The organism is Streptomyces sp. NBC_01013 (assembly GCF_045162765.1).
Classification (GTDB): Bacteria; Actinomycetota; Actinomycetes; order Streptomycetales; family Streptomycetaceae; genus Streptomyces.
This window is the reverse complement of sequence record NZ_CP108687.1, coordinates 6745807-6763902: the sequence shown is the minus strand read 5'-3', so window position 1 is coordinate 6763902 and position 18096 is coordinate 6745807. Positions and strand designations below refer to the sequence as shown.

General features: G+C 70.5%; 15 protein-coding genes. 3 read left to right on the top strand and 12 right to left on the bottom strand.

Annotation, left to right across the window (positions count from 1 at the left end):
• Positions 1-20: 20 nt before the first annotated feature.
• Positions 21-692, top strand: a complete 672-nt coding sequence (locus OG538_RS29470) for a FadR/GntR family transcriptional regulator (RefSeq protein ID WP_356324333.1) — start codon at positions 21-23, stop codon at positions 690-692.
• Positions 693-775: 83 nt separating this feature from the next.
• Here the strand turns inward: OG538_RS29470 and OG538_RS29465 are convergent, their stop codons facing one another.
• The 5 genes from OG538_RS29465 to OG538_RS29445 form a co-directional block, all read right to left on the bottom strand.
• Positions 776-1828 carry an ABC transporter permease gene (locus tag OG538_RS29465; RefSeq protein ID WP_406098482.1) on the bottom strand — a complete coding sequence of 351 codons (1053 nt, stop codon included), beginning with the start codon at positions 1826-1828 and terminating at the stop codon, positions 776-778.
• The gene (locus OG538_RS29460) at positions 1825-3345 is read right to left on the bottom strand and encodes a sugar ABC transporter ATP-binding protein (RefSeq protein WP_406098481.1); all 1521 of its coding nucleotides are present in this window, start codon (positions 3343-3345) and stop codon (positions 1825-1827) included. The genes OG538_RS29465 and OG538_RS29460 overlap by 4 nt, the downstream gene beginning before the upstream one ends.
• Positions 3346-3347: 2 nt before the next feature.
• Positions 3348-4388: a sugar ABC transporter substrate-binding protein gene (locus OG538_RS29455; RefSeq protein WP_406098480.1), complete on the bottom strand. Its 1041-nt coding sequence runs from the start codon at positions 4386-4388 to the stop codon at positions 3348-3350.
• A gap of 118 nt (positions 4389-4506) precedes the next feature.
• Positions 4507-5286 carry an SDR family NAD(P)-dependent oxidoreductase gene (locus OG538_RS29450; RefSeq protein ID WP_406098479.1) on the bottom strand — a complete coding sequence of 260 codons (780 nt, stop codon included), beginning with the start codon at positions 5284-5286 and terminating at the stop codon, positions 4507-4509.
• Complete coding sequence (locus OG538_RS29445; protein WP_406098478.1) at positions 5283-6620, bottom strand: L-fuconate dehydratase; 1338 nt, start codon at positions 6618-6620, stop codon at positions 5283-5285. The genes OG538_RS29450 and OG538_RS29445 overlap by 4 nt, the downstream gene beginning before the upstream one ends.
• A 257-nt stretch (positions 6621-6877) precedes the next feature.
• Here OG538_RS29445 and OG538_RS29440 point away from each other — a divergent pair, with 257 nt between their 5' ends.
• Positions 6878-7939 carry a PAC2 family protein gene (locus OG538_RS29440; protein WP_406098477.1) on the top strand — a complete coding sequence of 354 codons (1062 nt, stop codon included), beginning with the start codon at positions 6878-6880 and terminating at the stop codon, positions 7937-7939.
• Between the two features lie 63 nt (positions 7940-8002).
• Here OG538_RS29440 and OG538_RS29435 read toward each other — a convergent pair whose 3' ends face one another.
• The 5 genes from OG538_RS29435 to OG538_RS29415 all read right to left on the bottom strand — a co-directional run bounded on the left by OG538_RS29435 (position 8003) and on the right by OG538_RS29415 (position 14751).
• Positions 8003-11053, bottom strand: coding sequence for an NPCBM/NEW2 domain-containing protein (locus tag OG538_RS29435; protein WP_406098476.1), 3051 nt, complete (start codon positions 11051-11053; stop codon positions 8003-8005).
• A gap of 109 nt (positions 11054-11162) precedes the next feature.
• Positions 11163-12392 carry a cysteine--1-D-myo-inosityl 2-amino-2-deoxy-alpha-D-glucopyranoside ligase gene (gene mshC / locus OG538_RS29430; RefSeq protein WP_406098475.1) on the bottom strand — a complete coding sequence of 410 codons (1230 nt, stop codon included), beginning with the start codon at positions 12390-12392 and terminating at the stop codon, positions 11163-11165.
• Between the two features lie 137 nt (positions 12393-12529).
• Positions 12530-13369: an SCO1664 family protein gene (locus OG538_RS29425; protein ID WP_406098474.1), complete on the bottom strand. Its 840-nt coding sequence runs from the start codon at positions 13367-13369 to the stop codon at positions 12530-12532.
• The gene (locus tag OG538_RS29420) at positions 13333-13923 is read right to left on the bottom strand and encodes a DUF3090 domain-containing protein (protein ID WP_311313320.1); all 591 of its coding nucleotides are present in this window, start codon (positions 13921-13923) and stop codon (positions 13333-13335) included. Before OG538_RS29420 ends, OG538_RS29425 begins: the two co-directional genes overlap by 37 nt.
• A 105-nt stretch (positions 13924-14028) precedes the next feature.
• Positions 14029-14751, bottom strand: coding sequence for a histidine phosphatase family protein (locus tag OG538_RS29415; protein WP_406098473.1), 723 nt, complete (start codon positions 14749-14751; stop codon positions 14029-14031).
• 60 nt (positions 14752-14811) lie between these two features.
• On the opposite strand from OG538_RS29415, the gene corA reads away from it, so the two are divergent.
• A complete protein-coding gene (gene corA / locus OG538_RS29410; RefSeq protein WP_406098472.1) occupies positions 14812-15807 on the top strand; it encodes a magnesium/cobalt transporter CorA in 996 nt (331 codons plus the stop codon).
• A 25-nt stretch (positions 15808-15832) separates the two neighbouring features.
• Here the strand turns inward: corA and OG538_RS29405 are convergent, their stop codons facing one another.
• Both OG538_RS29405 and OG538_RS29400 read right to left on the bottom strand, forming a co-directional pair.
• Complete coding sequence (locus tag OG538_RS29405; RefSeq protein WP_406098471.1) at positions 15833-16621, bottom strand: ferritin-like domain-containing protein; 789 nt, start codon at positions 16619-16621, stop codon at positions 15833-15835.
• A gap of 343 nt (positions 16622-16964) precedes the next feature.
• Entirely contained in the window at positions 16965-18014 is a 1050-nt protein-coding gene (locus OG538_RS29400) for an LLM class F420-dependent oxidoreductase (RefSeq protein WP_406098470.1), read from the bottom strand.
• Positions 18015-18096: the final 82 nt, after the last annotated feature.

Sequence of the window (18096 nt, the reverse complement as noted above, 5' to 3'; positions counted from 1 at the left end):
CGGATGTCTGGAGGTCGCCCATGGCTGTCACTGACGAGGCCATCGAGAAGATCAAGGGAATGATCGTCTCTGGTGCGCTACGGCCCGGCGATCGTCTCCCCAAGGAGAGCGAACTCGCCGCGGAGCTCGGCCTGTCCCGCAACTCGCTGCGGGAGGCGGTGCGCGCCCTGTCGCTGATCCGCATTCTCGATGTGCGCCAGGGCGACGGCACCTACGTCACCAGTCTCGATCCGCAGCTGCTGCTGGAGGCGCTGAGCTTCGTGGTGGACTTCCACCGCGACGACACGGTGCTGGAGTTCCTGGCGGTCCGCCGGATCCTGGAGCCGGCCGCGACCGCGATGGCGGCGAGCCGGATCAGCGAGGAGCAGCTGGACGCGCTGAGCGCCCAGCTGGATGCCCTGGGCGAGCGCCCCTCGGTCGAGGAGCTGGTGGCCTGCGACCTGGAGTTCCATCGCGGCATCGTGCAGTCGTCCGGCAACTCGGTGCTCTGCTCGCTGCTCGACGGACTGTCCGGCCCGACGACCCGGGCAAGGGTCTGGCGCGGTCTGACCCAGGAGGACGCGGTGAGCCGCACGCTCCACGAGCACCGGGCGATCGTCTCGGCGCTGCGGGACCGCGACGCGGAGGCGGCGCGCGCCTGGGCGACCGTGCATGTGGCGAGCGTGGAGCAGTGGCTTCGGTCGACGCTGTAAACCCGGGGGCGTTGCCCCGGACCCCGGCCCTCGGACGCCGGACGGGCTGGAACAGCCCGTCCGGCGTGAGGGGACCGAGAGGGTCAGTCCTGCTTCTCGCCGCTGGCGAAGCGGGAGATGACCAGGGCGACGATGATGATCGCGCCGTTGAGGAACTGGTTCCACAGCGCCGGGACGCCGCCGAGCGTCATGACGTTGACGACCAGCTGCAGCGTCAGGACGCCGGTCAGCGCACCGAACAGCGTGCCGCGACCGCCCTTGAGGCTGATGCCGCCGATCACTGCCGCGGCGAACACCTGGAAGATCCAGCCGTCGCCCTGGGTCGCGGCGACCGCCCCGTAGTGGCCGGTGTAGAGGATGCCGGCGAACGCCGCCAGCAGACCGCCGACGGCGAGCACGATCCAGGTGACCCGGTCGACGCGGATGCCCGCGGCGCGTGCCGCTTCCGGGTTGCCGCCGATGGCGTACAGCGAGCGCCCGTGGCGCAGCCAGGCGAGGGTTGCGCCGCCGATGGCGAAGAGGAGCAGGCAGATCCAGACCGCGGCCGGTGCGCCGAACCACGACGTCTTGCCGAGGTAGCGGAAGGACTCCGGGACGTCGGTGATGGACTTGCCCTCGGTGATGCCGATGTGGAGGCCGCGCAGCATCGTCAGCATGCCCAGCGTGGCGATGAAGCCGTTGACCCGGAGTTTCAGCATCAGGAAACCGTTGACGGCCCCGATCGCGAGCCCGACCAGCAGACAGAGCGGGATCGCCGACCAGGTGGGGAGCACTCCGAGGCCGGCGAAGCGGCCTCCCTCGGAGGGCAGCACCAGCCACATGGCGACGACCGGCGCGATGCCGATGGTCGACTCCAGCGAGAGGTCCATCCGGCCGCAGATGAGGATCAGCGCCTGGCCCAGGACCAGCAGGCTCAGTTCGGAGGACTGCTGGACGACGCTGATCAGGTTGTCGGATGTGAGGAAGACCGGCGAGACGATGAAGCCGATCAGCATCAGCACCAGGATCACCGGTACCAGGGAGAAGTCGCTCCACCGGATCAGCTTGAGCCGGCTCAGCGGGCTGTCGTCACCCGCACCGCCCTTCAGCGCCCCGTTGACGTCCTCGGCCGTGGACGGCCGTATCGTGCCGGTCATTCCCTTTCCCCCACACCTTCCATGGCGGCGACGAGTTCCCCGTCCGGCCACCCGCTTGCGAATGTTGCGACGATCCGCCCGTGGAACAGGACGAGGACCCGGTCACAGACCCGCAGATCATCCAGCTCGTCCGAGACGACGACTGCGGCGTTGCCCTCGTCGGCGACCCGCCGTACGACCCCGAGAAGCGAGTCCTTGGACTTGATGTCCACGCCCGCGGTGGGCCGGACCGCCACCAGCACGCTGGGCCTGCGGGCCAGTGCGCGGGCGACCACCACCTTCTGCTGGTTGCCGCCGGAGAGCCCGGAGACGGGCTGCTCGGGCCCCTGGGTCTTGATGTCCAGCGATTCGATCATGCCCCGGGCGAACTCCCGTGTACGGGACGGCAGTACGGTCCCCCACGGGCCGAGCTGGTCGGTGACCGTGAGCGTGGCGTTCTCGGCGACGCTGCGCTCCAGGACGAGGCCCTGGTCGTGCCGGTCCTCGGGGATGTAGCCGATCCCGGCGGCCAGGGCGTGCGGCACACTGCCCGAGCGGACGGCCTGTCCGCGTACCCGGACCGTCCCGCCGCCCGCCTTCCGCATGCCCGCCAGCACTTCGCCCAGGGCTGTGTTGCCGCTGGCGGCGGAGCCGGCGAGACCGAGGACCTCACCGGGGCGCACCTGGAGGTCCAGCGGTTCGAACCGCCCTTCCAGGGTGAGCCCTTCGGTCCGCAGGACGGGCTCCGCCGACGCCTCGGGCGGGGTGGCGGTGGCTGCCGCGTGCCAGGCGACGGCGCCGCCGGACTTCTCACCCGTCATGGCCGCCACCAGCTCCGTCTTCGTGACGTCGGCGACCGGGGCGGTCAGCACGTGGCGGGCGTCACGGTAGACGGTGACCGCCGTGCACAGCTCGTAGACCTCCTGCAGGTGGTGGGAGATGAAGAGGAACGCCACTCCCTGCTCCTGCAGCTCGCGCAGCTTGTCGAAGAGCCGGCCGATGCCGCGGGCGTCGAGTTGCGCGGTCGGCTCGTCGAGGATGATCAGCCGCGCGCCGAAGGACAGCGCGCGGGCGATCTCGACGAACTGCCGCTGCTCGACGGCGAGATCCCGCGCCCGGGTGTTCGGGTCGACCTGGACTCCGTAGTCGGCGAGGAGCTGCTCCGCGCGTCTGCGCAGCCTCCCCCAGCTGATCCAGCGGGACTTGTCGTCGAACCGGTTGAGGAAGAGGTTCTCGGCGACGGTCAGGTCGGGGACGACCATCGACTTCTGGTAGACGCAGGCGACCCTCGACTGCCAGGCCGTGGTGTCCCCGAAGACGGGGGCGGGCTCCCCGCCGAACATGACCGTGCCCGCGTCCGCCCTGTGGAGTCCGGTCAGTACGCTGACCAGCGTCGACTTGCCCGCGCCATTGCGTCCGACGAGTGCGTGCGACTCACCGGGCCGCACCGTGAGCTTCACCCCGTCGAGCGCCACGGTCGGCCCGAAGCGCTTGACGACGCCTTCCGCCTGTACGGCAGGTGGTGGTGCCTGGTCCATGACTAGCTCTTCTTCTCCAGCTGGTTGGCCCACAGCTTCGGGTCGTCGACGTTGTCCTTCGTCACGAGGGGAGCGGGGAGCTGGTCCTCGAAGCCGTTCGGGATCTTGATGATGTTCGAGTCGTGGTCGGTGGGACCTTCCTTGAAGGTCTTGCCGTCCAGGGCCGCCCTGGCGTAGTACAGCGCGTACTTCGCGTACAGGTCGGCCGGCTGGGAGATCGTCGCGTCGATCTTCCCGGCCTTGATGGCGTCGAACTCCTCCGGGATCCCGTCGTTGGAGATGATCGTGATGTGGCCCGGGTCACCGGCCGGCTTCAGCAGCTTCTTCTGCTCCAGCAGCGCCAGGGTGGGCTGCAGGAAGACACCGCCGGCCTGCATGTAGATGCCGTTGATGTCGGGGTGCGCGGCCAGGGTGGACTGGAGCTTCGCGGAGGCGACGTCGCCCTTCCAGTCGGTGGCCAGCTCGAACACCTTGATGTCCGGGAAGTCCTTGTCCATACAGGCCTTGAAGGCCTCGGACCGGTCGCGGCCGTTGATCGAGGCCAGGTCACCCTGGAACTCGACGACCTTGCCCTTGCCCTTCAGCTGCTCGCCCAGGTACTTGCAGGCGTTCGTCCCGTAGGCCTTGTTGTCGGCCCGCACCACCATGTAGATGTCGCCCTTGTCGGGACGGGTGTCGACACTGATGACGGGGATCTTCTTCTCGTTCAGCGTGTTGAGCGACTCGGCTATCGCCCCGGTGTCCTGGGGGGCCATCACCACGGCCTTGGCGCCCTGGTCGGTGAAGGTCTGCACGTTGGCGACCAGCTTGCCGATGTCGTTCTGCGAGTTGGTCAGCGGCAGTGCCTTGACCTCGCCGCCCTTCACCCCCTTCTCCACGTAGTTCTGGTAGGAGTTCCAGAAGTCGCTGTCACTGCGCGGCAGGTCGATGCCGACCTTGCCGCCACCCGCACCGTCGTCCGATGATTCGCGGTTGCAGCCCGCGAGGGCAGTGACGGCCAGCAGTACGGCGCAGGCCGCCGCACTCGTCGTACGCACTCTCATTGGTGTCCCGTTCCTTTGTGGAGTACCGGCTCGAAGGATCATGGCTTTGCGGGCGTGCGTGGTGCGGATGCTGCGAGAGGTGCGGTGCCGGCCGTCCGAGTCCGGACCGCGTCCCCGGTCAGCTGTCGGCGGGGCGCAGGCGCAGGCCCTGCATTCCGCCGTCGACGGCCAGCGCCGTGCCCGTCACGGAGGCCGCGGCGGGGCCGGCGAGGTAGAGGATGGCGGCAGCCACCTCGTCGGCGGAGACCAGCCGGCCCAGCGGCTGCCGGGCGTTGAGGGCCGCACGTTCGGCTGCCGGGTCCTGCGCCCGGCCGAGCAGCCGGCCGATCCACGGGGTGTCCGCGGTGCCCGGGTTGACGCAGTTGACGCGGATGCCCTCCCGGACGTGGTCGGCTGCCATGGCCAGGGTCAGGGAGAGGACCGCGCCCTTGCTCGCGCTGTACAGGGCGCGCTGGGGCAGCCCCGCGGTCGCGGCGATCGAGCAGGTCTGGGTGATCGATACGACACCCGGACGCTCGGCCGCGGCCCTGCGCAGGTGCGGCAGCGCGTGCCGGGCGGTGCGGACCATGCCGAGGACGTTGATGTCCAGGACCCGGGCCCACTCGTCGTCGTCGTTGTCCTCGACGGTGCCGATGGAGCCGATGCCCGCGTTCGACACGAGCGTGTGCAGGGAGCCCAGTTCGGCGGCGGCCCGGCCGACCGCCTCGCGCACGGCGTCGTCGTCGGAGACGTCCGCCTCGAGGGCGAGTACACCGTCGGGGGCGCCCGCGGTCTCCCGGTCGAGAATCGCGACCCGTGCCCCGCGCGCCAGCAGCATGGTCGCGACGGCGGCTCCGATGCCGGAGGCGCCGCCCGTCACCAGGGCGTTCATCCCCTCGAACTCACGTGTGCCGGTCATCGGCCGTCCTCCTCATCGGTACGGCGGGCCTGCCATACGGGGCCCTGCGGATAGCGGTGTGCGGCGATCGACTCGGGGTGCATCCGGGCGGAGAAGCCCGGCGCCACCGGAGCGGTGTAGCGGCCGGACTCGATCACGGTGGGGTCGACGAAGTGTTCGTGCAGGTGGTCGACGTACTCGATCACCCGGTCCTCCCAGGTACCCGAGACCGCCACGTAGTCGAACATCGAGAGGTGCTGGACCAGCTCGCACAGTCCGACGCCGCCCGCGTGCGGACAGACGGGCACGCCGAACTTGGCGGCGAGCAACAGGATGGCCAGGTTCTCGTTGACGCCGGCGACACGGGCCGCGTCGATCTGGACGAAGTCCACGGCTCCGGCCTGGAGCAACTGTTTGAACACGACGCGGTTGGCGACGTGTTCGCCGGTGGCGACCTTGACCGGCTGGCCGGCGCGTACGGCGGCGTGGCCGAGGACGTCGTCGGGGCTGGTCGGCTCCTCGATCCAGTGCGGGTCGTACGGCGCGAGCGCGGTCATCCACTCCACCGCGTCGGGGACGTCCCAGCGCTGGTTGGCGTCGACCGCGATCCGTACACCGGTGCCGACGGCCTCCCGGGCGAGGGCGAGCCGGCGGACATCGTCGCCGATGTCACCGCCGACCTTGAGCTTGATCTGGGTGAAGCCGTCGGCGACGGCCTCCTTCGCCAGTCGGACCAGCTTGTCGTCGGAGTAGCCGAGCCAGCCGGGCGACGTGGTGTAGGCCGGGTATCCCTCGGCGCGCAGCCGCTCGGCGCGCCCGGCCCGGCCCGGCTCGGCGGAGCGCAGGATCGCGAGCGCCTCCTCGGGGGTGAGGGCGTCGGTGAGGTAGCGGAAGTCGACGAGTGAGACGAGCTCCTCCGGGGTCATCTCGGCCAGGAACTGCCAGACGGGTCTGCCCGCGTGCTTGGCCGCCAGGTCCCAGCCGGCGTTGACGACCGCTCCGGCCGCCATGTGCATCACGCCCTTCTCGGGGCCGAGCCAGCGCAGCTGCGAATCGTGGGTGAGGTCCCGGTACAGCTCGCCGAGGTCGGCCGCGGTCCGGGGTACCGGACGACCGATCAGGTAGGGCCGCAGTGCCTCGATGGCGGCCGCCATGACCTCGTTGCCGCGTCCGATGGTGAAACAGAAGCCATGCCCCTCGAAGGCTTCGCCCTCGCCGTCCGCGGCGTCGGTACGCAGGACGACATAAGCGGCCGAGTAGTCGGGGTCGGGGTTCATGGCGTCCGAGCCGTCCAGTTGTTCCGAGGTCGGAAAACGGATGTCGTGGACCTCGAAATCCGTGACGGTCTGACTCATGTGCGCCCCCAGGGGAAATAACATCGGACCTCTGCTCTGGTCATCCGATGTATAGCGCCCTGAAGGGGCCAACGTCCAGAGCCGAGCGCGAATTGACCCCACACAGCTCGGATGTATCGCCCGACCGAGGTGCTGTTTCGGCCGGTGGTGCGCCTCGGCGGCCCCGGTTCACCCCACCGTGCGCAAGGGCTGCGGCTGGAGTGGCCGGAAGCCGTAAGGTTGTTCCGTACGCAAGGGAACTTCGGAAGGAGGCCTGGGTGATCGAGCTCGAGGGGGTTCCCGAGCTGATCGACCCGGTCATGGTGGCCGCGTTCGAGGGGTGGAACGACGCAGGTGACGCCGCGTCCACGGCGGTCGCGCACCTGGACCGGGAGTGGAAGGGCGAGGTCTTCGCGGCGCTGGACGCCGAGGACTACTACGACTTCCAGGTCAACCGCCCGACGGTCTGGCTGGATGGCGGGGTGCGCAAGATCACCTGGCCGACCACCCGGCTCTCCGTCGTCCGCATCGGTGGCGACAAGCCCCGCGACCTCGTCCTGGTCCGGGGCATCGAGCCGTCGATGCGCTGGCGCTCGTTCTGCAACGAGATCCTGGGCTTCGCCCATGAACTGGGCGTCGAGATGGTCGTGGTGCTGGGTGCACTGCTCGGCGACACCCCGCACACCCGGCCGGTGCCGGTCAGCGGTGTCACGTCCGACCCGGATCTGGCACGGACCATGGACCTGGAAGAGACCAAGTACGAGGGGCCGACCGGCATCGTCGGCATCCTCCAGGAGGCGTGCACGCACGCGGGCGTGCCCGCGGTGAGCCTGTGGGCGGCGGTGCCGCACTATGTCTCGCAGCCACCCAACCCCAAGGCCACCCTGGCGCTGCTGAACCGCCTGGAGGACCTCATCGGGCTGCGCATTCCGCTGGGTGAACTGCCCGAGGACGCACGCGCCTGGCAGGTCGGGGTCGACCAACTGGCCGCCGAGGACAGCGAAGTGGCGGAGTACGTGCAGACGCTGGAGGAGGCCCGGGACACCGCGGAGCTGCCCGAGGCGAGCGGTGAGGCCATCGCCCGGGAGTTCGAGCGCTATCTCCGGCGCCGGGATCCCGGTCCCGGTCAGGCGCCGGGAGGGCATGCGACGGACAGCGGTGAGGGCTCGTACCTGCGGGACCCGTCGAGCGGCCGGACCAGGCCGCCGAAGCCGTCCCGGCCGGAGACCGGCCCCGGGCCGGTGGGCGGCACCGGCAGCGGTTCCGGTGAGAGTCCCGGGCCGGCCGACGGCCCACCGCAACCGCCCGACGACTCCTCCGAGGATTCGTCGGAGGACTGATCCGGGCAGCGGGGAGCCGGACGGGTGCGAACCCGCCCGGCTCCCCTGCTGCGTCGCGGCCACTCAGGAACAGACGAAGCGCGCGGCGCCCCAGTCCCCGTGGTCACCGGTCTTGGACCCGTTGGTGTCCGTGACCTTCAGACGCACATGCCGCGCGCCGTCGAGCGGCACATCGACCGGCACGGTCGCCGACGCCCCGGTCACCTTCGGCGAGGTCCACAGCACCTTGCCGTCCGCCTCTACGGAGAACGCCACCTCGCCGTAGCCGTTGATCTCGTCGTCGATCCCGGCGTCAGCGGTGAACTTCGAGCAGTGCCCGCCCAGATAGACCTCGATGTCGGAGTCGGCATGGGTGCCGATCCCCTTCTCGTACACCTTCCCGGCCAGGGTCAGGGGGTGTCCGTCGGCGGCGCCCGATTCGCCGTTGCTGCGGTCGCGCTCCGCGGGTCCGTACCCGTTGGCCGAGGTGAGCCACTTCAGGTCGCTCGCCCATGCGTCACCGGTCGGCGGCGCCGGCATCACGGCGGTGGCGAAGCGCTGGAGCGCCGTGCGGGACTCGCCCGCCGCCCGGTAGCGCGTGAGCGCGGTGACCCGGGCCTCCCCCGCCTCGGCGTCCTTCGCCGGGGTGACCTGCACCTCGACGCGCCGGGTGGTGCCCGCCGGGATCCGGTCCACGGCCGCGGCCGGCGTGGCCTGCCAGCCCTCGGGGACGTCGAGCGAGATCACGGCGTCCGTCACGTCGGCCGTGCCGGCGGTGACGTCGACGGCCACGGTACCCGTGGCGCCCGCGCCGATCTCCTGCCCCCGGGGGGCGGAGAGGGCGGCGGCCGCGGCGGCGTCGCGCCCGCCGACCGCGCTGGTGTTCTCCAGCTTCACGGAGAACTTCTTGCCGGTGGACAGCGGTACGGTCTTGATCTTGACCACTCCACCGCGGTCGTCTCGGTCGTACCACCAGCCCTGCGTGGCCGAGGCGTACGCGGCGGCCGAGTCCAGCCGGGGCAGCTTGCCGGCGAGCTTCACCGCGCTCGGCGCGGAACCCGTGTGCACGCTGAACTCGTACGGGCGGGTGGTCTGTTTCCCGGTGAACTCGCCCTCGCTCTCCCCGATGTTCACGGTGACATCGCCCGCACCCCTGGCCGGTGCCCGGACGTCGGCCGTCTGGGTGGCGTACGCGCCGTCGCGGTGCTGCCGGGTCACGCCGTCGTCCTCGTACAGCGTGAAGGAGGAACGGCCCTGCGGGTAGATGTCCCAGGCCAGCGGAGAGGTGGCGGTGCGGTCCTTGTACGAGCGGATGCCGGGCCACATCGGCACGGCGGCACCGCCCTTGACGAACAGCGGCAGGGTGTCGAGCGGGGCGCTGTAGTCGTCGACCGTGACCGGTCCCTCGTACGTCCGGCCGCTCCAGTAGTCGGTCCAGGTGCCCTTCGGCAGATAGATGCCGACGCGCTCGGTGCTGTCCTGGTAGACGGGGGCGACGAGGAAGTCCTCACCGGACATGAACTCGTACTTCGCCGCGTCCGTCCCCGCCTTCGGGTCGTCCGGGTACTCCAGGGCCAGCGGGCGGACCATGCCGACGCCGGTCTTCGTCGCCTCGTGGGCGTAGGAGTACTGGTAGGGCAACAGCGACTCCTTGAGCTTGAGGTAGTCGCGGTTGATGGAGGTGTAGGGCTCGCCGTAGCGGAAGGGCTGCTTGTCGCTGGCCGCCCAGCCGTCCATCGTCATCGTGGTGCCCAGGAACATCTTCCACTGGAGGTCACGGGTGTACGTCTTGGCGCTGCCGCCGAAGATGCCGTCGACGTCGCCCGTGGTGTAGGCGAGGCCGGACATCGTGGCGCCCGCGTAGGTCGGGATCTGCCAGCGGATGTAGTCCCAGGTGCCGTACTGGTCACCGGACCACTGGACACCGCAGCGCTGCGCGCCGGACCAGCTCTCGGGGGCGTAGGTGAAGCCGCGGGCGTCGCTGTTGTCCTCGATGCCCTTGTACGCGTCCTTGCAGCCGTCCAGTGCGAACTTGTAGCCCTCGCCGACCCAGGCCACGTCCAGCTTGGCGACCCGCTGACCGGCCTTGACCTGGTCGGCGATCTTGTCGATGCCGTCCTCGGTCCACAGCCCGAGCTGCATGTCGCGGTCCTTCAGGCCCTTGGCGGTCGCCGCGAGGTCCTCGTATCCGCAGCCGTAGCCGTCGTTGACGAGCATCCAGCCGTTGGGCATGTCGTTCTCGACGTAGCCGTCGGCGACCTTCAGCGCGTCCAGGGTGCGGCGCTCACCGCGGTTGGCGTTGTGCAGGTAGCAGTCGGAGTCGCCCATCTCCAGTCCGTACACCGGCGGCATGAACGGCTTGCCCGTGAGCTTCGTGTACTGGCCTATGACGTCCTTGGCGTTGTCGCCCGCGAAGTAGTAGGCGTCGAAGCGCTGCTCCTGCTCGGTGGTGGTCACCGGATCGGTGAAGGCGTAGGTACCCGGTGCGAAGGTGTTGCGGAAGACCCCGTAGCCGGCCGTCGAGAGGTAGAACGGCACCGAGTTGGGATGCCCGCCGTCGTCCCAGTCGTAGTCGACGCCGACCTCGACGGTCTTGTCCCGGTGCGAGGTGTTGCCGCGTCCGTTCTGCATGCCGGCGCCGTAGAACTGCTCGTCGGCGCCGCGGGCCAGGGTCTGCGTGGTCTTCTCGCCGTCCCAGCTCAGCCCCTTCGCCTCGGACCAGACCTGACTGCCGTCGGCGCGGTACAGGGCGAACCGCAGGGGCGACTTGTAGACACGCAGGGTGACGTCGCCGGTGGAGAGGTCGTAGCGGTCACTCCGCTCCTTCCACCGGGTGCGGGGCGGGGTGCCCTGCGGCAGCACGATGGCGTCACCCGCGGGGTCCTCGAAGGTGCCGTCCGGGGCGAGTTCGATGCGGAAGCTCTCGTCGGACACGAAGCTGACGCGGGCCTTGGCGGCCCCGGCGCTCAGCCGGTACACGGGCCCGTCGGCCGTAAAACCGGTGAGATCGCCGACCGTCGTGCCGGCGGGTCCGGCCGGGTCCGCCGCCCGCGCGCTGCCCGGTCCCGCCAGCGCGGTGAGCAGCCCCAGCAGCGTGGCGACTACTGCCCCTCTGATGCGCGTTGATGATTGCATAGAGCGCTTTTAGCGCAGCATCGAGCATTTGACCATGGACAAAACGGAACCGGCCCCGAACTTCATCAAGAAGTTCGGGGCCGGTGAACGGATGTGATCCCGCGGGCAGTTACAGAGCGACACCGAGCAGGGCGTCGACGGTGCGAGAGACGATTCCCGGCGCCCCCTCGTCCGTCCCGCCCTCGGCGGTCTGCCGCTCGGCCCAGCGGTCCACGGCAGCCAGCGCCGTCGGGGCGTCGAGGTCGTCGGCGAGGGCCTCGCGGACCTCCTGGACCACGGCGTCGGCGGACAGCCCGTCGGGCCGGGAGACGGCGGCGCGCCACCGGGCGAGCCGCGCCACGGCGTCGGCGAGCACCTGGTCGGTCCACTCCCAGTCGGAGCGGTAGTGGTGCGAGAGCAGGGCGAGGCGGATCGCCGCCGGGTCCACGCCGTCGCGGCGCAGCGCCGAGACGAAGACCAGGTTGCCCCGGGACTTGGACATCTTCTCGCCGTCCAGGGCGACCATGCCGGCGTGCACGTACGCCTTGGCGAACGGGTGCTCGCCGGTCAGCACCTGGGCGTGCGACGCACCCATCTCGTGGTGCGGGAACGCGAGGTCGGAGCCGCCCCCCTGGATGTCGAAGCCCATGCCGAGGTGGTCCAGGGCGATGGCCACGCACTCGATGTGCCAGCCGGGCCGGCCGGCACCGAGCGAGGCACCGTCCCAGCTCGGCTCGCCCTCGCGGGCGGCCATCCAGAGCATCGGGTCGAGCGGGTTCTTCTTGCCCGGACGGTCCGGGTCTCCGCCGCGTTCGGCGGAGAGCAGCCGCATCGCCTCGGCGTCGAGGTTGGAGACCTCGCCGAAGTGCGGGTCCGTGTCGACGGAGAAGTACACGTCGCCGTCGAGTTCGTAGGCGGCACCCGCGTCCCGCAGCCGTTCGACGAGCGGCACGATGCCGGGTATCGCCTCGACGGCTCCGATGTAGTGCTGCGGCGGGAGCATGCGCAGGGCAGTCATGTCCTCACGGAACAGGGCCGTCTCGCGCTCGGCGAGCTCGGTCCAGTCCTGCCCGTCGCGCACGGCCCGCTCCAGCAACGGGTCGTCCACGTCGGTCACGTTCTGGACATAGTGAACCTGCCGCTTGGTGTCGAGCCACACGCGCTGAACGAGGTCGAACGCGTTGTAGGTCGCCGCATGACCCATGTGGGTCGCGTCGTACGGCGTGATGCCGCAGACATAGATGCGGGCGACGGGACCGGGGTCAAGGGTGATCCGTCCGCCGGTCGCGGTGTCGTGGATCCGAAGGTCGCGGCCCTTGCCAGGCAGGGCGGGGACCTCAGAAGCGGGCCAGGCATGCATGCCACGAGCGTAACCGGACGCGGCTTCCGGATACGAACCGGAGGGGGCATCCTGACCGAACAGGCACTCTTGCGTCCCAGCCCGGAAGATGCATTCCCCGCCGGCTCCGGGGCCCCACGGCGGTCACAGCGGCTGGATCACACCGGTGGCCACGGGATGGCGGGCCACTCGCCGCTCGGCTCACGGTGCAGCCCCGTGTCCCGCAGGGCCGCCACCCTGGCCCGCAGGGCGTCGATCTCGGCGCCGGTGATCAGTTCCCCCAGCCGGGTGACCAGAGCGGCCCCCGGCTCCAGTTCCGCGGCCAGGCGGTCCAGCACCCCGACGGCCTCCGCCGTCAGCGGCTCCCCGGCCCAGCCCCACAGAAGGGTGCGCAGCTTGTCGTCCGCGTTGAAGGTCACACCGTGGTCGATGCCGTACAGGCGGCCGTCGGGCGAGGGCAGCAGATGGCCACCCTTGCGGTCGCCGTTGTTGATCACGGCGTCGAGGACCGCGAGCCGGCGCAGCCGTGGATCGTCCGCGTGCACCAGCAGGGCCGTCTTCCCCTCCCCCACCTCGGCGAGGGCCACGGGCTTCCAGCCGTCGCCCGGCTCCTCGTCCTCGACGAGCGCGAGCAGGCCGGGGGCGTCCTCGTCCTGCGGCGCGGCCTCGATCCAGAGCTGGCACATGCCCTGGCCGTACGGCCCGTCCCGCAGCACGGTCGGGGGCACCAGGCCCCACCCCGTCACCTCGGAGACCTCGTAGGCGGCCACCTCGCGCTGGGCGAGGGTGCCGTCGGGGAAGTCCCACAGGGGCTGCTCGCCCGCTACCGGCTTGTAGACGCAGTGCGCCTGCTCACCCTCGTACGCGACCGAGCAGTAGAGCACCGCGTTGGATGCCCCGCGGACCTGTCCGAGGACCGTGAGCCGCCCCTTGCCGAGCAGGGTGATCAGCCCGTCCTCGGTCATGCTCCGCGGCGGTATCCGTTCTGGCGCGGGCATACGTGTCCTTCCGGATCGAGCGGCAGGCTGCACAGGGGGCACGGGGGGCGGCCGGCGTTCACGACGTCCAGGGCGCGCTTGGCGAACGCCCTGGCCTGCGCTCCGCTGAGCCGGACCCGGAGCATCGGCGGGCCGTTCTCCTCGTCCTGGAGCAGCCGCTCCTCGGCCTCGGCGAGGTCCTCGACGGAGTCCGCGTCCAGTTCGACCAGCGCCTGCGCCTCGACGATCATGCGCTGTTCCTCGCCGTCCCAGGCCAGGGCCATGGTGCCGACCCGGAACTCCTCCTCGACGGGGATGTCGAGCGGAGCGGTGTCGGTCACGTCCATCGGGGCCACGGCGGGCACCGGGGAGTTCCCGCCGGTGCGCCGCACCACTTCGTCCAGCAGTTCGTCGACCCGCTCGGCGAGCGCGGCGACTTGGGTCTTCTCCAGGGCCACGCTGGTGACACGTCCGCCTGAGGATGCCTGCAGGAAGAACGTACGACGTCCAGGCAGCCCGACCGTACCGGCCACGAAACGGTCCGGGGGGTCGTAGAGGAACACCTGACGGGACACGTCCTGTCTCCCTTGAAAATTGACGGCATATGAGGGTCGGCCGGGGCTCGGGAGAGTCCACGCCCTGAGGGGCCTACGGCGCGTCCACCCTACTGCGCGAAGCGATCACGGCGCCCCAGCGCCGCCCCCGACCGCCGCGTCCCCTTCGCCGGCGGCGGCCGCCCCCGTCCCGGCACTCGCGTCCGGCCCCGGCTCCCGGGGGGTCAGCGAGGCCAGGTCGCCCGTGTCGCCGAGCCGCAGCAGGAAGGGGCGCAGCCTGGTGTAGCGGATCGCGGTGACGGAGCACGGGTCGGCGTGTACGCGCTGGAAGAGGTCCAGATGCATGCCGAGGGCGTCGGCGACGAGGGACTTGATGATGTCCCCGTGGGAACACATCAGGTAGACGGCGTTCTCGCCGTGCTCCGCCTCGATCCTCGCGTTCCAGTCCCGTACGGCGTCGACGGCGCGTGCCTGCATGGCCCGCATCGACTCGCCGCCCGGGAACGCGGCGGCGGACGGGTGCTGCTGCACGACCGCCATCAGCGGATCCTCTGTGAGCTCCGCGAGCTTGCGCCCCGACCAGTCCCCGTAGTCGCACTCGCTGATCCGCTCCTCGGTGTGCAGCGGCAGCTCGGGCCGGGCGTCCAGCAGCGGCGCGAGCGTCTCGCGGCAGCGTTGCAGAGGGCTGCTGACGGCGGCGACGAGGGGAAGGGCGACCAGCCGTCCGGGGAGTGCGGCGGCCTGCTCGGTGCCGCGTTCGTCGAGCGCGACACCGGGGGTGCGGCCGGCGAGCACCCCGGACGTGTTGGCGGTGGAGCGTCCGTGACGGACGAGGATCAGGGTCGGCATACCGGCCAGCGTAGGCCGCGCCCCCCGCAAAACGTGCGTCGGGGACCCGAGCAGGGCAGAATGCGCGCCGTGATTGTGGACTGCGCCATCTACCGGGACGGACGCCGCACCGACGGCCCCTCCGACTTCTCCGACGCCCTGGACGAGGCGCGGGCCAGCGGCGACGCGTTCTTGTGGATTGGCCTGCACGAGCCCACGGAGAAGGAGTTCGAGCTGGTCAGCAGCGAGTTCGGCCTGCATCCGCTGGCGGTGGAGGACGCTCTGGCGGCGCACCAGCGGCCGAAGCTGGAGGTGTACGACGACTCACTGTTCGCGGTGATCAAACCGATCGTGTACGAGCACGAGAGCGACACGGTCAGCGCGGACGAACTGATGGTGTTCATAGGCGACTCGTTCGTGGTGACGGTCCGGCACGGTGAGGGGGCGCCGCTGGCCGCGGTCCGCCGTCGTCTGGAGGCCGAGGCCGATGTGCTCAAGCACGGGCCCACGGCGGTCCTGTACGCGATCAGCGACGCGATCGTGGACCACTACATCGATGTCGCGGGTGAGCTCCAGGTCGACCTGGAGGAGCTGGAGACACAGGTCTTCGCCCCGACCGGAACGGGCGACTCCAAGAACACGGCGGCCCGCATCTACACCTTCAAGCGGCAGGTGCTGGAATTCCGCCGGGCGACGGTTCCCCTGGCCGCGCCGATGGCCCGGCTGGCGAGCGCGGGGGTGCCGTTCGTCCACGAGCACTCGCAGCCGTTCTTCCGGGACGTCCAGGACCACCTGACGCGCGCCAACGAGCAGGTGGAGGGGCTGGACCGGCTGCTGTCCGACATCCTGTCGGCGCATCTCGCGCAGATGGGGGTGCGGCAGAACGACGACATGCGCAAGATCTCGGCCTGGGCGGCGATGGCCGCCGTGCCGACCATGGTCGCGGGGATCTACGGCATGAACTTCGAGCACATGCCGGAGCTGCGGTGGATCTGGGCGTATCCGGCGGTCCTGCTGCTGATGGCGGGCGCGGTCGTCGGTCTGTACCGCCAGTTCAAGCGCCGCGGCTGGCTCTGACCGGCCGGGGGCGGGGCCGTCCCCGTCAGGCGAACTCGGGTGCCGGTACGGCCGGCCCACCCAGCGCGTCCCGCCGCTCGGGCGGCGCCAGGCTGACCATGCGCCGCCAGCCGTACAGCCGCTCGTACGCGTGGACGGCGTGGATCCCCGCCGCCAGCAGCGCGGCCTTCGCCCGGGACCAGCCCAGGACGCGGCCCATGTGGTCCATCACCGCCAGACTGACGTCGCGGTACACGCGGATCTCGGCGAGGGCGCACTCGCGCAGGATGTGCTGGATCGTCCGGCCGTGCCCGGCCGCGGCGAAGCGGAGAAGCTCCTCGTGGCAGTACGCGAGGTGGTTGTCCTCGTCGTTCGAGATCATCCTGACCGCGCGGCCCAGGTCGGGGTGGTCGGCGAAGTACTTCCGCAGCAGCTGCATCTGTTCGGACGCACGCTGTTCGGTCACGCGGCTGTGGGCGAGGTACGTGATGATGTCGCGCTCGGTGAGCCGCTCCTCGCGCCCCAGCTGCTCGTGGGCGAGCCCGATGCCGTGCTTCTCCAGCAGCATCGTGTAGTCGGTCTCGTCCGGGACCGGGACGGCCGTCAGCCCGCGCTTGCGCAGCAGGGCGTTGAAGATCCGGCCGTGCTTGTCCTCGTCGGCACCGTGCCGGGCGATCTTCGGCGCGAGAGCGCGCTGGCTCGCGGGCACGAGGGCCGCGATGCGGCCGTTCTCCCAGCCTCCCTGGGATTCCCCGCTCGCCGCGATGGAGCAGAACAGCCGGAACGACTCGTCGTCGTCGAGAATCTCCTGGAACAGGTTCTTTGCCGAGAGCATCACTGCCACCTCCGTGCCGGCATCCGCCGAGCGACAGTCAAGTGCGCCCGGCCCCGCCGGGCAACAGGAGCGATCTCCCACTGGGCCGAACGGGGGACCCGCCCCTCGGCGGCCCCGCCCCGGCGAACCGTTTCCTCACCACCCGTAACCCGGCTGCCCCGCCGGCGTTGTTCCCCATGACGGCCGTGGCGGGGAGGACCCCCGAGCCCCCACCACGGCCGTAGTACTGCCCAGAGAGACCAGGAGAACTGGGGCCTCCCACGGATCAGGCCGGGCTCCCGGAGCCCGCCCTGATCCATGTTGATCACGAGCCTTGTCAGCGCGGGGGTCCTGATCAGTACGCCTAGGCGAGCCCGGACCGCTCCAGCGCGTCCGTGCCGGCCCGCAGAGCGGCGATCCGCTCGTCGAGCGTGAAGCCCGCGGGGGCCAGGGTCAGGGTCGTGACGCCCGCCGCCGCGTAGGCCTGCATCCGGTCGGCGATCCGCTCCACCGACCCCAGGAGCGTGGTCTGGTCGATCAGCTGATGCGGTACGGCGGCGGACGCACCGGCCTTGTCGCCCGACAGGTACTTCTCCTGGATCTCGGCCGCTTCCTTCTCGTACCCCATGCGCTGGGCGAGCTGGTTGTAGAAGTTCTGCTTGGCACTGCCCATTCCGCCGACGTACAGCGCCGTGTACGGCCGGAACATGTCGGCCAGGCCCTTGATGTCGTCGCCCACGGCGAGAGGCAGCGTCGGGCAGACGTCGAAGCCGTCCATCGTCTTTCCGGCCTTCTCGCGCCCCGCCCGCAGATACGTCATCGCGGTGTCCTCGAGGTGGTCCGCGGACGGGAAGATGAGCAGGGCGCCGTCGGCGATCTCGCCGGTCTGCTCCAGGTTCTTGGGTCCGATCGCGGCGATGTAGAGCGGGATGTGCTCACGTTCGGGGTGCACGGTCAGCTTGATCGGCTTGCCCGGACCACCGGGCAGCGGGAGCGTCCAGTGCTGCCCCTCGTACGAGAGCCGCTCCCGGGCCATCGCCTTGCGGACGATCTCGACGTACTCCCGGGTGCGGGCCAGCGGCTTGTCGAACTTGACGCCGTACCAGCCCTCGGAGACCTGCGGTCCGGACACTCCGAGGCCGAGGCGGAAGCGGCCGCCGGAGAGGGAGTCCAGGGTGGCCGCGGTCATGGCCGTCATGGCGGGCTGCCGGGCCGGGATCTGCATGATCGCGGAACCGACGTCGATGGACTCCGTCTGTGCGGCGACCCAGGACAGCACGGTCGGCACGTCGGAGCCGTACGCCTCGGCCGCCCAGCAGACGTCGTAGCCGAGCCGGTCGGCCTCCTGCGCGACGGCGAGGTTGTCGCCGTCCATTCCCGCACCCCAGTAACCGAGATTGATGCCGAGCCGCATAGCCGCTCCCCTTACTGATCAGTAACGTCCCTGTGTTCCGGACTCTAGCGCGCGCGAAGGCGATGCGGCAGGGGCCACCCGG